The 14,195-nt window shown below is 69.1% G+C and carries 12 protein-coding genes; 5 read left to right on the top strand and 7 right to left on the bottom strand.

Annotation, left to right across the window (positions count from 1 at the left end; genetic code table 11):
* Positions 1-269: 269 nt before the first annotated feature.
* The 3 genes from DFQ59_RS02940 to DFQ59_RS02930 form a co-directional block, all read right to left on the bottom strand.
* A complete protein-coding gene (locus DFQ59_RS02940) occupies positions 270-467 on the bottom strand; it encodes a metal-binding protein (RefSeq protein ID WP_114278155.1) in 198 nt (65 codons plus the stop codon).
* 296 nt (positions 468-763) lie between these two features.
* Complete coding sequence (locus DFQ59_RS02935) at positions 764-1,486, bottom strand: nitrogen fixation protein NifQ (RefSeq protein ID WP_114278154.1); 723 nt, start codon at positions 1,484-1,486, stop codon at positions 764-766.
* A gap of 138 nt (positions 1,487-1,624) precedes the next feature.
* Entirely contained in the window at positions 1,625-1,816 is a 192-nt protein-coding gene (locus DFQ59_RS02930; protein ID WP_114278153.1) for a hypothetical protein, read from the bottom strand.
* A 342-nt stretch (positions 1,817-2,158) separates the two neighbouring features.
* On the opposite strand from DFQ59_RS02930, the gene DFQ59_RS02925 reads away from it, so the two are divergent.
* Complete coding sequence (locus DFQ59_RS02925; protein WP_114278483.1) at positions 2,159-2,428, top strand: heavy-metal-associated domain-containing protein; 270 nt, start codon at positions 2,159-2,161, stop codon at positions 2,426-2,428.
* A gap of 82 nt (positions 2,429-2,510) precedes the next feature.
* Here DFQ59_RS02925 and DFQ59_RS02920 read toward each other — a convergent pair whose 3' ends face one another.
* Positions 2,511-4,646 (bottom strand): putative bifunctional diguanylate cyclase/phosphodiesterase, encoded by a 2,136-nt coding sequence (locus DFQ59_RS02920; protein WP_114278152.1) that lies wholly within the window; start codon positions 4,644-4,646, stop codon positions 2,511-2,513.
* 477 nt (positions 4,647-5,123) lie between these two features.
* Here DFQ59_RS02920 and DFQ59_RS02915 point away from each other — a divergent pair, with 477 nt between their 5' ends.
* From DFQ59_RS02915 to DFQ59_RS02905, 3 genes are all read left to right on the top strand, one after another.
* Entirely contained in the window at positions 5,124-6,380 is a 1,257-nt protein-coding gene (locus DFQ59_RS02915) for an efflux RND transporter periplasmic adaptor subunit (protein WP_114278151.1), read from the top strand.
* A 1-nt stretch (position 6,381) separates the two neighbouring features.
* Positions 6,382-9,507: an efflux RND transporter permease subunit gene (locus DFQ59_RS02910; RefSeq protein ID WP_114278150.1), complete on the top strand. Its 3,126-nt coding sequence runs from the start codon at positions 6,382-6,384 to the stop codon at positions 9,505-9,507.
* 128 nt (positions 9,508-9,635) lie between these two features.
* Positions 9,636-10,106 (top strand): Fe-S cluster assembly transcription factor, encoded by a 471-nt coding sequence (locus tag DFQ59_RS02905; protein ID WP_114278149.1) that lies wholly within the window; start codon positions 9,636-9,638, stop codon positions 10,104-10,106.
* Between the two features lie 89 nt (positions 10,107-10,195).
* Here DFQ59_RS02905 and DFQ59_RS02900 read toward each other — a convergent pair whose 3' ends face one another.
* The 3 genes from DFQ59_RS02900 to DFQ59_RS02890 form a co-directional block, all read right to left on the bottom strand.
* On the bottom strand, positions 10,196-10,654 hold the full coding sequence (locus DFQ59_RS02900) for a c-type cytochrome (protein WP_114278148.1): 459 nt from the start codon (positions 10,652-10,654) through the stop codon (positions 10,196-10,198).
* A 223-nt stretch (positions 10,655-10,877) separates the two neighbouring features.
* Positions 10,878-11,177, bottom strand: coding sequence for a hypothetical protein (locus DFQ59_RS02895; protein ID WP_170142005.1), 300 nt, complete (start codon positions 11,175-11,177; stop codon positions 10,878-10,880).
* Between the two features lie 274 nt (positions 11,178-11,451).
* A complete protein-coding gene (locus tag DFQ59_RS02890; RefSeq protein WP_114278146.1) occupies positions 11,452-12,438 on the bottom strand; it encodes a hydrolase in 987 nt (328 codons plus the stop codon).
* 119 nt (positions 12,439-12,557) lie between these two features.
* On the opposite strand from DFQ59_RS02890, the gene DFQ59_RS02885 reads away from it, so the two are divergent.
* The gene (locus tag DFQ59_RS02885) at positions 12,558-14,084 is read left to right on the top strand and encodes a fused MFS/spermidine synthase (protein WP_114278145.1); all 1,527 of its coding nucleotides are present in this window, start codon (positions 12,558-12,560) and stop codon (positions 14,082-14,084) included.
* Positions 14,085-14,195 lie beyond the last annotated feature (111 nt).

Below are 14,195 nucleotides of genomic sequence, written 5' to 3'. Positions count from 1 at the left end.
GTGCTGCCTGGTGGGCGGTGGCTGCGGAGTGGCCCGCTGCCATCATCTGTTGCCCCATCGCGCCAGCCGCGTGTCCAGCCGCTGCGTGACCCGCAGCCCCATGACCTGCGGCGGCCGCGGCCGCGTGGGCTCCCGAGCTCAGCCCCTCTTCACACAGTTCGCAGACAGCCTTGGACACGTCGCTCATGGACTACCCCCCGCATGCGGTTTAAACAAAAGATAGCACCCCTTCCCCACGCCGTCTCCAGCCGCCATCACCAGCGACCGGACTACCCCGGCGGGGTGTCCGACACATCCGCCTCGGGATCGGGCTTCTCGGGAATCTCCTCAACGTCGTTCAGTAGCCGGTAGATACCCCGGCAGCCGTCACAACAGAACTGCAACACGCCCGCCGGGGTGCGCAATTCAAATGGCTTGCCCTCGACAGGAAGACCACACAGGTCACAGCTTCCGGACGCTTTGCTCATTCACCCCGACTCCGGGCAACCACCTCGATGAGATTGGTTGCCGCAAGACAGTAGACGCTTCATGGGCCGGCAACAACCTGCCGGCTGATGGTCAATTTAATTGGACGCCGATCGAATGTCAGCCGCAAAGGAGGTAAACATGGAACGGGATAGGGGGATTAGGGGTGGGACGGCAGGCCGGCCATCGACCGATTGCAGGGAGACATGATTCCATGTTCCGCTTGCAGCCCGTCGGCGCCTTCTCTGCAACACCACCCCGGGTGAGGGCGGGATCCATGCAGCCCCGCGGGGAGCCGTCAGCGACGCTCCTGCAGCGCCCAGGAGACGCCCTGCTCGGCACTCGTTTCCGCATCCTCCGGGCCGAAACAGACCGAGTACTCGTCGCAGACCTGGCAGTTGGGCGCCTTGCAGAGGTTGACCTCGGCGCGGTCGCAGAGCTGTTTATAGAAAAACTTCTTCCAGCGCATGCGGTTGCCGGTATTCTTTGCGGCCAGCGACGGAAAATGGCGATGCAGGAGCTGGGAGATCTCCGTGCGATCATGGACGCCGAAATCCTCCCACAGGTGATTGGCACGCAGCGCGGTAGCGGCGAGGATGGATGCAAACAGGAACGACACGTGCCCCTCGTCCGAGCGGTGCTCCAGCAGCAGCTCCCGGAGATCCTGGAACTCATCTGCCAGGAACCCCTTCTGAGCAGGTTCGGCCGGCAGAGCTTCCGCATCCGGCCGCCACAGCCGGCCGTCGGCGACGGCCATGCCGCAATGACGGCAAGTGAAGGGATTCATGGCCTGGAAATGGGCATGCACCTTGAAACAGATCCGCGTATCCCAGCCCTTCAACGCTGCGGGGAAATAGGCTTCGAGCAGTTCCTGCAGCGCAGCCTCGTCGAGGCCGAGCTGATCATGGAGCGCCCCCTCATCATCCGCGCAACGGGCGGCGATGACGCAGGCCAGCGCATAGGAATCGAAATCATCGGCACCGGCATGGGCTGTGAGCCAGCTGAATAGCGAATCTCGCATGGAAACCTGCCTTCACCAACATCGCCGGGCTTTGGCCCGGATGATTGAGCATTCCATTGGCAGCGGAAATCCGGACGGCCCGTCCGGGTCTGGCACGAATGCTCCATGCACCCGAAGCGATGACGACGGGGCGGCGGATCAGGCCTTGCTGGAAGCCCGCATGAGCGCAACCCGCATGGCGCTCGTCAGGCTGGCCCCCATACCCAGCCGCTGTGAAAGCGCCGGGATGATAATCAGGGAAGCGAAGGCGAAACCGGCGCCGAGCATCAGCGAGGCGAGATCGCTGCGCGCGGTCTTGTTAGGGATGGTCTGTACCTGCTTCTGTTCCATCGTGGCTCCCCCCAGATGTTCTGCATGATCCACCGGGTGGCCCGCGCACCCGATTGCGAATCGTCAATGCACAATGCATACCAGCACAAACAATCAGGAATTCAGGGAGATAACCATGCCGGGATTGACCGCAAGTGCGGCATTTCACGCACTGATGCGTGAAATGCCGCACTTGCGGCTTTGGCAGCACGCCTCCTCTCTGATGCCGGTCAATTTACCGGGGGCTGATTCGTGAGACATTGGATGCCGCTTAACAGTGATCAAGCCATTCACAGACTTTTATTCCAGATACAACCTGGCGTGGAGCACGCCAACCTTTTCCCCGAGGACAATCCAATGGAAATCAGCATTGCGGTGGACAACATCAAGTGCGGCGGCTGCGCCAACAGCATCCGCAAGAAGCTGCAGGAGCGCTATTCCCTTGCAGAGGTGACGGTCGATGTCGAACAGGGAATGGTGCAGGTATCAGCCGAAAACGATATCCGGGCTGAACTGGTCGCGGCACTGCGTGAGATTGGCTACCCGGAGCGCGGCTCGGTCACCGGCGTCGATTCCCTGAAGGCGAAAGCGAAGTCTTTCGTCAGCTGCGCGGTGGGACGGATGGACCGCTGATATCTGCCTGGATTTCCGGCTCTCCGTTGCCGCGCAGGGCCGGGTGCAGGCTGCCGTTGCCCCATGGCACACCGCGCCAGAGTCACCTGGCTCCGGTCTGGGGCATACGACCAGAAGTGAGCAGGGACGTGGCGTCGGCGGCGCGCAGCGGCCGGCTCAGCAGATATCCCTGGACGCTGTCGCAGCCCTGGTCCTCCAGCACGCTGAGCTGCTCGGGCTGCTCCACGCCCTCGGCCACCAGCTGCAGGCCGAGGCTGTGGCCCAGGCGGATGATCGCCTCCACGATGGCGGCATCCTGGGTGCTGGTGGCTATCTCCCGGATGAAGGCGCGATCCACCTTCAGCGTATGGATGGGCAGCCGCCGCAGGTAGCTCAGCGAGGAGTAGCCGGTGCCGAAGTCGTCCACCGCCAGCCGGACCCCCATCTGCCGCAGGCCCCGGAGCACCTCCACCGCCCGATCGATGTCGGCCATGACCGAGCCCTCCGTGATCTCCAGCTCCAGGTAGCGGGGCTCCAGGCCGATCTCGGAGAGAATCCGGCCCACCAGCAGGATCAGGCCACGGCGGTGGAACTGGCGCCCGGAGAGGTTCACCGCGAGGCGGAAGTCGCGGATGCCGGCATCCACCCAGCTCCGCGCCTGGGCGCAGGCCCGCCGCAGGACCCACTCGTCGATGGGCAGGATGAGGCCGGTCTCCTCGGCCAGCTGGATGAATTCGCCCGGGGGAATGATCTCGCCGTGGGGCTGGCGCCAGCGCAGCAGCGCCTCCATGCCGATGACGGTGCCCTGGCGGACCGATACCTGGGGCTGGAACACGAGGTGGAACTCGTCGTGCTCCAGCGCCTTGCGCAGGCTGTGCTCCAGGCGCAGGCGCCGGCGGATGGCGAGGTTCATCTCCCGCGAGAAGAACTGGTAGTGGCCCTTGCCGCTGCTCTTCACCTGGTACATGGCCGTATCGGCGTTCTTGATCAGCTCGCCGGCGTCCTCGCCGTCCTGGGGCGCCAGGGCAACGCCGATACTGGCGGTGACCAGCACTTCGTGGCCCTCCAGGTTGAAGGGATCGGCCAGGGCGGCGATCACCTTGCGCGCCACCGTGGCGGCGGCCCTGCCCGCGGCGTTGCCGTCGGCCAGGTCCGAGAGAAGAATGACGAACTCGTCGCCGCCCAGGCGCGCCACCACGTCGTTGTTGCGCACCGTCTCCAGCAGCCGGGTGGCCACCGAACGCAGCAGGCGATCGCCGCTGGCATGTCCGAGGGAGTCGTTGATGTCCTTGAAGCGATCCAGGTCCAGGTAGAGGATGGCAACCCAGCGGCCGTTGCGCTGGCCGTCGCGCAGCGCCTGCACCAGCTTCTCCTCGAACAGGGGCCGGTTCGGCAGGCTGGTCAGGCCGTCATAGTAGGCCAGGTAGTGGATGGTGTCCTCGGAGCGTTTCTTGTCCGTGATGTCGGTGAAGATCGCCACGAAATGGACCACCTCCCCCGCCTCCGCATCCAGCGTGCCGATGCTCATCCACTGGGGATAGATCTCCCCGTTCTTGCGGCGGTTCCATATCTCGCCCTGCCAGGTTCCCTCCTTCCGCAGGGCGTTCCAGAACCCGGCATAGAACTCCTCGTCGTGCAGACCCGACTGCAGCATCCGCGGATTGCGGCCCAGCACCTCCGCCGGGGAGTAGCCTGTGATGCGGGTGAACGCCTCGTTGACCCGGACGATGCGGCCCTCGCCGTCGGTCACCATGATGGCGTCGGCGCTGTGCTCGAAGACCCGCGCGAAGAGCCGCAGCTGCCGCTCCACGGGCCCCGGATCGCCGGCATGGCGGAACACCCAGACCAGGCCGCCGGCCCCGCCGTCGGTCGCGGGCAGGGCCCGGGTCTCCCATTCCACCTCTCCTCCGGCCGTTCCGGGCAGACGCAGGGTGCGGGCGCTCGGTGCCACGGACTCCGGATCCGGGGACAACCCCGGCAGCAGCTCGGCCAGTGGCTGGCGCAGCGCCGCCTCCGGGTCCAGTCCGGTCAGCCGGACGGCGTCGGCATTGAGGTAGATGAGCCGCCCGCCCGGATCGGTGGCCAGCACGGCGGCGCCGATCCGGTCGAGCACGCCGGGCGGCGGCCCGGCGGGGGGGCTGGCCGCCGACCGGCCGGCACGGGCGCGCAGCCGGCGCCAGCCGGCACCGGTGCAGAGCACCGCCAGCAGGGCGAGCAGCAGCCAGGCACCCGGGGTCATGCCCGGCTCCAGGCGGCGCCGCTACGGGTCTGGATAAGGCGTGTCAGGTTCAAGGCTCGTCTTGACGCCGGTGGAGGGCGGAGCGCCGGCCCGGTGCGCACCACGGGCCGGATGTCGGGTCGCCGTCCCTGGTCGTACCGGCGGATAACATAGCACAGCAGGGTGGTGGACTGGTCGGTCAGTGAATGTGACTCTGTCACTTAACCCGGCATCCGTCCGCGGCATATTCACCACACTGGCAACCGGCCGGCATGAGACTCCTCGGGGTGCCATGGGAGTGGGTGGAGGAGACGGCCAGACCCGTGCCGCCCGCCCGTCCGCCCGGGACAGGCGACGCATGCCTGTCACCACAGCGAACCCCTATCCGCGCGGCGGGTGACAATGTCTCCGGAACGCGCCTTTCCGGCCGCCGCAGCATGCAGTGCGGGCCGCACTGCTCTAAACTAGCCGCGGCCAACCTCCGCCCAAGAACCCCCTATGACATCGAGACCCGCACTGCGACTACTCCTGCCCCTGGCCATCCTGGCCCTGGCCCTCGCGGTCCTGGCGGTCCTGATTCTCACCCGCCCGGCCGGACACCCGGTCCCGGTGCGGGAGCGGACCTGGACGGTGGACGTGGAGACGATCCGCCCGCAGACGCTGTCTCCGGTATTGCAGCTCTACGGCCAGGTGGACAATCCGCGCACGGCCCGGCTCGCCGCGGCCGTTGCCGCCGAAGTGCTGGAGGTGCCGGCACGGGAAGGCGCGCGCGTGGCGGCGGGCGATCTGCTGGTGCGGCTCGACGATCGCGACCAGGCGCTGCTGCTGGCCCAGCGGGATGCCGACGTGCAGGATCTGCGCGCCCAGCTCGCCACCGAGCGGCTGCGCGAGCGCTCCGACCGCACCGCCCTGGAACATGAACAGGCCCTGCTGGAACTGGCCCGCAGGGCCGTCAGCCGCGAGCAGACCCTCTCCAGCAGCAAGGTGGGCAGCGAGGCCCGGCTGGACGAGGCCCGCCAGTCCCTGGAGCGGCAGGCCCTGGCCATGGAGACCCGGCGTCTGGCGGTCGCCTCCCACGGGCCGCAGCTGGAACAGCTGCAGGCGCGCCTGGCCCGCGCCGAGGCACAGCGCGACCAGGCCCGGCTGGATCTCGGGCGGACCCGGATCCCGGCCCCCTTCCAGGGCCGCATCGCCCGGCTGGAGGTCAGCCCCGGCGACCGGGTACGGGTGGGAGACCCCCTGCTGGTCCTGTTCGACGAGTCGACCCTCGAGCTGCGGGCGCAGCTGCCGGCACCCCGCATCGCCGGGATTCGCCGGGCCCTGGAGACCGGCGCCGCCCTGACGGCCCGCGGCGAACTGGACGGGCATCCGGTCACGGCCCGGCTCACCCACCTGGCGGCCGAGACCACCCCGGGGCGCGGCGGCATCGACGCCCTGCTGCGGGTGGAATCCGGGGCCGAGCGGCTCCAGCTCGGCCGCACCCTGGAGCTGACCCTCTCCCTGCCGCCGCTCGCCGACGTGGTCGCGGTGCCGCCGGCGGCCCTCTACGGGGGCAACCGCGTCTACAAGCTGGTGGATGGCCGCATGGCTGCGGTGGACGTCACCCGCCTCGGCGAGACCGCGGGAGACGACGGGCCGCCGCGCCTGCTGGTCCGGGGTGCCGGGCTGGCCGCGGGCGACCGGCTGGTGACGACCCAGCTGCCCAACGCCGCCGAAGGGCTGGCGGTGCGCCCGGCCGCCGCGGAGACGCGCTGAGATGACCTTCCGCCACCGGCAGGACCTGGTCGGCCTGTTCGCCCAGCACCGGGTCGCCGCCAACCTGCTCATGGTGATGATGCTGCTCGCCGGTGCCTGGGGGCTGACCCGGCTCAACACCCAGTTCTTCCCCAACTTCGCCTTCGATGTCATCAGCGTGCGCGTGGTGTGGAGCGGCGCCAGCGCCGAGGACGTGGAGCGGGTCATCACCGAGCCGCTGGAGCGCGAGCTGCGCAACCTCGACGGACTGCGCAAGATCAACTCCACCTCCGCCGACGGCCTGGCCTCCATCACCCTGGAGTACGAGGAGGGCACGGAGATGGGCTGGGCCCAGGACCAGGTGAAGGAGCGCGTGGACCTGGTGCGCAACCTGCCCGAGACCGCCGAGGAGCCCGTGATCAGCCGGGTGATCCGCTACGAGCCGGTCGGCCGCCTGCTGGTCAGCGGACCGGATCTGCGCGAACTGCGCCCGCTGGTGCGCCGCTTCGAACGGGAGCTGCTCGATGCGGGCATCGCCAAGATCGACATCACCGGCCTGCCGGACGAGGCCATCGCCATCCAGGTGCCCATCGCCCGCCTGCAGGAGCTGGGCACCACCCTCGAGGAGCTCGGTGATCGCATCGCCGCGGTGAGCCGCGACCTGCCCGCCGGAACCGTGGGACGGGCGGAGGCCGGGCGACAGCTGCGCAGCCTCGAGCAGCGGCGCAGCACGCTGGACTTCGAGGATCTGCCGCTGGTGGCCGACGCGCAGGGACGGCTGCTGCGGCTCGCGGACGTGGCCGGGCTGGAGCGCCGCGCCCAGGACGGCGAAGTGGAGGTGTTCTACCGCGGCCGCCCGGCGGTGGAGCTGGTGCTGCAGCGGACCGAGCGGGCCGACTCCCTCGACTCGGCCCGCGTGTTCGAGGACTGGCTTCAGCGTACCCGCCCGCGGCTGCCGCCCGGGATCGAGCTCCACCCCTTCGATCAGACCTGGCAGCTCATCGTCGAGCGCACCCAGCTGCTGCTGAAGAACGGCGCCGGCGGCCTGCTGCTGGTGGTGATCATCCTGTTCCTGTTCCTCAACGGACGGGTCGCCGGGTGGGTCACCATGGGCATCCCGGTCTCGTTCATGGCCACCCTCGCCATCCTCTACCTGGCCGGGGGCAGCATCAACATGATCAGCCTGTTCGCCCTCATCATGGCGCTCGGCATCATCGTCGACGACGCCATCGTGGTGGGGGAGGACGCCATGACCCACTACCAGACCGGGGAGAGCTCGCTGGAGGCGGCCGAGGGCGGCGCCCGGCGCATGCTCGCCCCGGTGCTCTCCTCCTCGCTGACCACCATCGCCGCGTTCCTGCCGCTGATGCTGGTGGGCGGCATCATCGGGAACATCCTCTCGGAGATTCCGCTGGTGATCATCTGCGTGATCCTCGCCTCGCTGGTGGAGAGCTTCCTGATTCTCCCGGGTCACCTGCGCGGGAGCTTCCTCCACCTCCACCACCGCCCCCCCGGACGCCTGCGCCAGCGCCTGGACGCCGCCTTCGAGCACTTCCGCGATCGCCGCTTCCGCCCCCTCGCGGAGCGGGCCGTGCGCCACCGCTGGACCACCCTGAGCCTGGCCGCCGCCAGCCTGATCCTGGCCGTGGGACTCCTCGCCGGGGGCCGGCTCAGCTTCACCTTCTTCCCCTCCCCCGAGGGCACCGTCCTGCACGCCAACGTGGCCTTCGCCGCGGGCACGCCGCGCACGGAAGTGCTCGGCTTCCTGGAGCACCTGCAGACCACCCTCGAGCGGACCGAGACCGATCTGGGCGGCGACCTGCTGGTGGCGGCGGTGGCCCGCGCCGGTGTCTCCTCCGCGGATGGCGGCGGGGCCCGGCGCGGCGATCACTTCGGCTCGCTGCAGGTGGAGCTGGTCTCCCCGGACGCCCGCACGGTGCGCAACCGCGCCTTCATCGATCACTGGCGTGCCCTGGTGCGCCGGCCGGGCGGCCTCGAGACCTTCACCATCAGCGAACGGGTCGGCGGCCCCCCCGGCAAGGATGTGGACATCCGCCTCACCGGCGCCGACCCCCTCACCCTGAAGGCCGCGGCCCAGGAGCTGGTCTCCGCGCTGCAGGCGGTGGAAGGGGTGAGCGCCGTGGAGGACGACATGCCCTTCGGCGCCGAGCAGCTCGTCTACCGCCTCACGCCCGAGGCGCAGGCGGCCGGGCTGACCGTCACCCAGGTGGGGCGCCAGCTGCGCGCCGCCTATGACGGCGAGCTGGTGCAGATCTTCCAGGACGCCGGCGAGGAGGTGGAGGTGCGGGTGGTGCTGCCGGACGCCGAGCGCGACAGCCTCTCCAGCCTGCAGCGCCTGCACGTGCGGACCCCCGCCGGCGAGCTGATGCCGCTGGCCTCGGCGGTGACCTTCGAGAGCCGCCGCGGGCTCGAGGTGCTGCGCCACGCCCAGGGCCGGCTGGCGGCGGAGATCACCGCCGACGTGGACCGCGAGGTGAACAACAGCAACCGCGTGCTGGCCGGGCTGGAAGAGGAGTTCCTGCCCGGTCTGGCCACCCGCTACGGCATCAGTTACTCCTTCGAGGGCCGCGCCGCCGACCAGGCCGAGACCCTGGGCGACATGAAGCGGGGGCTGATCTTCGCCCTGGCGCTCATCTACCTGGTGCTGGCGTGGGTGTTCGCCTCCTACGGCTGGCCGCTGGTGGTGATGATGGCCATCCCCTTCGGCCTGGTGGGCGCCCTGGCGGGACACTGGCTGATGGGCATCGATCTCACCGTGCTCTCGCTGTTCGGCTTCTTCGGCCTGTCGGGGATCGTGGTCAACGACTCCATCATCCTGGTCACCTTCTTCAAGGAGCTGCGCGACCGCGGCATGGGGGTGCGGGAGGCCCTCGTGGAGGCCGCCTGCCTGCGCCTGCGCGCCGTGCTGCTCACCTCGCTCACCACCATCGCCGGCCTGGCGCCGCTGCTGTTCGAGAGCTCCCTGCAGGCCCAGTTCCTGATCCCCATGGCCGTCTCCATCTCCTTCGGCCTCGCCTTCGCCACGGTCCTGGTGCTGCTGGTCATCCCCGCGCTGCTCTCGCTCCACGAAAGCGCCGCCGGCCACCTGCGGCGCCTGTTCGGCCGCCCCGCCCCCGCCGAGAGCTGACCCGTGGCGGGGGTGGCCGGATGCGGATTGCGAAACTTTTCTTGACTATTTTGGTCAACATTTGCAATCATTTAATCCGACTGCCCAGCTTTGTTATCCGATACAGCCATAACCAAAAGGTGCCGACTATGAGACTGTCCACGCGAGGCCGATATGCCGTGACCGCCATGATGGACCTGGCTCTGCACAACCAAGTGGGGCCGGTGACCCTGGCGGACATCTCCACCTGCCAGGACATCTCGCTGTCCTACCTGGAACAGCTCTTCGCCAAGCTGCGCCAGGCCAACCTGGTGAAAGGGGTGCGCGGGCCCGGCGGCGGCTACCGTCTGGCCCGTCCGGCCACCGAGATCACCGTGGCCGACATCATCACCGCGGTGGACGAGCAGGTGGACGCCACCCGCTGCCAGGGCAAGGAGAACTGCCACGGCGGCAAGCGCTGCCTGACCCACGAGCTGTGGACCGATCTCAGCGACCAGATCTTCCAGTTCCTGGACAACATCACCCTGGACCGCTTCACGGCACGGCCCGACATCCAGGAGCTGGCGAAGCGCCAGGACATCCTGCACCACCGGCCGCTGCCCAAGAGCTCCGCCGCCTGAGCGGCGCCGGCTTGCCGTCCTGAAGAACGAAGCGGCCGCATTCCTGCGGCCGCTTCGGTGTGGCGCCGGCTGCTCCGGGAGCGCCAGGATCACTCCTCCCGGAACTCGTCGTGGCAGCCCTTGCAGGCCTTCCCCATCTCCTTGAAGGCCGTCCCGATGGCGGCCATGTCACCTCCCTCGGCGGCCGCCACCAGCCCGTCGGCGCGCTCCGCCGCCGTCGCCGCGGCCTGGTCGAACTCCGCCCGCCGGGACCAGATATCGGCCTTGGCGTCGGTATCGCCGAAGTCGCTGCCCTCCGGAAACATCTCCGCGGTCTTGTGGCTGATGGCGGCGATGGCCTGGGCATGGGGCAGCACCAGGTCCCGGAATCCCACCTTGCCCTCCACCGTCCGGGCCAGGGCGCCCATGTGGCCGCTGAGGGACTTCATGACGTTGGTCCGGTACTTGATCATGGCATCGGCATCCATCTCCTCCGCCCCCGCCACGGGCGCCATGGCCAACGCGACCAGCCCCGTCGCCACCGTCAGGTTGAGCAGATTCTTGCGCATCGGTCTTCTCCTCGATTGTCAGCGTTCTTCGCCGGCGTCATCGGCCTCCGGACGCCCGGCGGTGAGCGCGGACGGCAAATGACGGGCGGGCCCGGTGGCCACTCGAAAATAGACCCCCGGGCGGGGGCCTTGGTTCAGCCGGAGATGTGCGGGCCCGCCCGGCACCCCGGCAGCGGACCAGGCGCGGCCCGGCGGCGGGGGGCGGGCCGGCCAGAGGCGGGATTCAGCGACGCTGCATGGTGGGGCTTTCCCACTTGCGGCTGAAGGGGAAGGGACAGCTCGGGCACAGGAACAGCTCCACCAGCCCGGCCAGCACGAGGATCACCCCCACCACGACGAGGAAATTGCCGGTACCGTGGTAGAGCTCCTCGCTGGGTATGGGCAGCCAGGCGCCGATGTGCTCCTGGTACCAGCGGAAACCCTCGAAACCGGAAACGACCACCCAGCGCCCGATCCCGATCAGCAGCGCCGCGCCCGAGAAATAGGAAAGCATCATCAAAAACTTGGGAAGCCTGTTCGTCATCGGTCATCCTCCATCCACCTGAATTCCATGGATATCACAGGCTCCACGGCAATTCCACAGGAAAAAAGTAAAAACAGGCTTTTTCGGCGAACATGCAGTTATTGTTGAAATTCTTATTTATAATACCCATGCATATTCAAAACACCCTTTCCTGGCAGTCAGTTGCATCATTTACCCCGCCAGCAGAATAGCGTCGCGCAGGACCGGATCAGCCGCCGGAATCCGGGGAAAATCGGGCCTGTTCCGCGCGCCACACGGCTGAAGACTTTTCCTCTCATGGCGGCGGAGGTTGCTCCCCCAGTCGGGACACCAGGAAGGCGGCGATGCGCTCCTCGCTCCAGTAGCGGGGACGCCAGGGGACCCGGGCGGTGACGAAGCCCACGTGGCCCCCGTGGGCGCTCAGCTCCAGCTCGGTGCAGGAAGAGAGCTCCGCGGCGGCGGGGACCACCGCGGGAGTCATGAAGGGATCGTCCAAGGCATGGAGCAGCAGGGTCGGCACCCGGATGCCGGCCAGGTACTGGCGCGAGCTGGCGCGGCGGTAGTAGTCGTGCACGTCGCGGAAACCGTGCAACGGCGCGGTCACCGCGTCGTCGAAGCGCCAGAAGTCGGTGAGCTCCGGCAGCAGGGCCGGGTCCACCACCCGGGCCTCCAGCCGCGCCAGCTTGACGGCCAGGGAGCGGCGCAGGCTGTGCAGCAGGACGTGCTGGTAGATCCGCGACCACCCCCGGCTCATCCGCGTGGCCGCCTGGTCGAGCAGGAACGGGACCGAAACGGCCGCGGCGGCGCTGATCCCGGCGGCCCCGCCCCGCTCCCCCAGCCACTTCAGCAGGACATTGCCGCCCAGCGAATAGCCCACCACCGCCAGGGGCGTCCCGGGGTGGCGTTCGCGCAGGAGCCCCACCACCGTCTCCAGGTCGCCGGTCTCGCCGGAGTGGTAACTGCGCGGCAGGCGGTTGGGCACACCGCTGCAGCCGCGGAAGTGCATCACCACCGCCCGCCAGCCCCGGGCCGCGACCGTCGCCGTCAGGCCGCGTGCATAGGGCGAGCCGGCGGATCCCTCCAGCCCGTGGAGTATCAGCACCAGCGGGCCGCCGCCCTCCCCGCACCAGTCCAGATCCAGGAAGTCGCCGTCCGCCAGCTCCAGGCGCTCACGGACATAGGCCGGCCGCGGCGCGCGGCGCCGGAACAGCGTCGACCACAGGGTCTGCAGGTGTGGGTTCGCCAGCCACCAGGGCGGCCGGAAGTCACTGGTCCGGATCACGGTCTCGGTGCTCGACGGGGTCCAGGCACGGCGCAGGGAACGGGTGCCGGAAAGCGGCCGGCCGTGTAGTCTAGTGTACTGCGCCGCGACATCATAACGACAAACAGATGGAGGTCCCCGTGTCCGACCGGGCCCGCGTGGCCGGCTACGCCGCCACCATTTTCCTCAGCTCGGCCTTCCTGCTGATGCTCGAGATCGCCGCCGGGCGGCTCATCGCGCCCTACGTGGGCGTCTCCCTCTACACCTGGACCTCCATCATCGGGGTGATCCTGGCCGGCCTCTCGCTCGGCAACTGGGCCGGCGGGGTATGGGCCGATCGCGGGGCCGGCCCGCGCGCCGCGGGCGCCACCCTCATCGTCGGGGCGCTGGCCTGCCTCGCCATTCTCTGGCTGTTGACCCTGGTGGCCCCGGTGCTGCAGGCGAGCGGCCTGAGCCTGCTCTCCGCCAGCTTCCTGCTGGTGCTGAGCCTGTTCTTCCTGCCCGCCATGCTGCTGGGCGTGGTCACGCCGCTGCTCACCACCCTCGCCCTGCGCCTGGACACCCGCACCGGCCACATCGTCGGGCTGATGCACGCCCTGGCGGCGCTCGGCAGCATCCTCGGCACCTTCGTCACCGGCTACTGGCTGGTGCAGTACCTGGGCACCCGCAACATCATCCTCGCCACCGCCGCCGGGCTGTTCCTGCTGGCCCTGCCGCTGCTGCGCGGCGCCCGCCTGCCCGCCGCCGCGGCGGCCCTGCTGGGCGCCCTCCTCCTGGGCGCCGCCACCCTCTCCCGCGACGGCTTCGCCGATCCCTGCGACCGGGAGAGCCCCTACTTCTGCCTGCGGGTGGTGGACAGCTCGGCGGAGGCCCCCTTCGGGGAGGCCCGCTCGCTCATTCTCGACCACCTCGTGCACGGCACCAACCACCGCCAGCAGCCCGGCCTGCTGCTGGCGCCCTACGTCCAGCTCATGGACGAACTGGTGCTGGAGCACTACCGCGGCGATCCGCCGGCCGGGCTGCGCTTCTTCTTCGCCGGTGGCGGCGCCTACACCCAGCCCCGCGCCGTGGGCGCCCTCTACCGGGCGCCGGAGGTGACGGTGGCGGAGCTGGACCCGGTGGTCACCGAGGTGGCGGAAGGGGCGCTGTTCGTGGATCCGTCGGCGCTGGAGGTGCACCACGCCGACGCCCGGGTGGTGCTGGCGCGGCTGCCGGAGGAGCGGCGCTTCGATGTCATCGTCACCGACGTCTTCCACGACATCTCCATTCCCTACCACCTGGTGACCCGGGAGTTCGCCCGGCAGGTGCGCGGCCATCTCGCCCCCGGCGGTCTCTACACCCTCAATATCGTCGATCGCTTTCCCGACCCGCTGCTGGTGAAGAGCCTGGTGAAGACCCTGGGCGCAGTCTTTCCCCGGGTCGACGTGTGGCTCGACCGGGTGCCGGAGGCCCCCACCCGGATGACCTACGTGGTGGTGGCGGGGGAGCGTGACGACTGGCCGGACACCCTCCGCGCCCGGCGGGGCCTGCCGCGCAGCTGGCTGCGGGTCACCGCACCGCTGCTGGCCACCGGCACCCCGCTGGCGGCGCTGCCCCTGCTCACCGACGACTACGTGCCGGTGGACCGCCTGGTGCAGAGCCTCTACTTCACCGGCCTGGGGCTGTAGGTTTCATAGCCACAGAGGATACAGAGAGCACCGGGGTGAAAGAGGGTTGGGTTGTCGGGCCGCCGGCGTTGGTACCCGGGTACGGCGGGGTGTGGCCAGTGGGCTCAACCC

The sequence above is a fragment of the Thioalbus denitrificans genome (assembly GCF_003337735.1).
Taxonomy (GTDB): domain Bacteria; phylum Pseudomonadota; class Gammaproteobacteria; order DSM-26407; family DSM-26407; genus Thioalbus; species Thioalbus denitrificans.
This window is presented reverse-complemented; position numbering and strand designations above follow the sequence as displayed.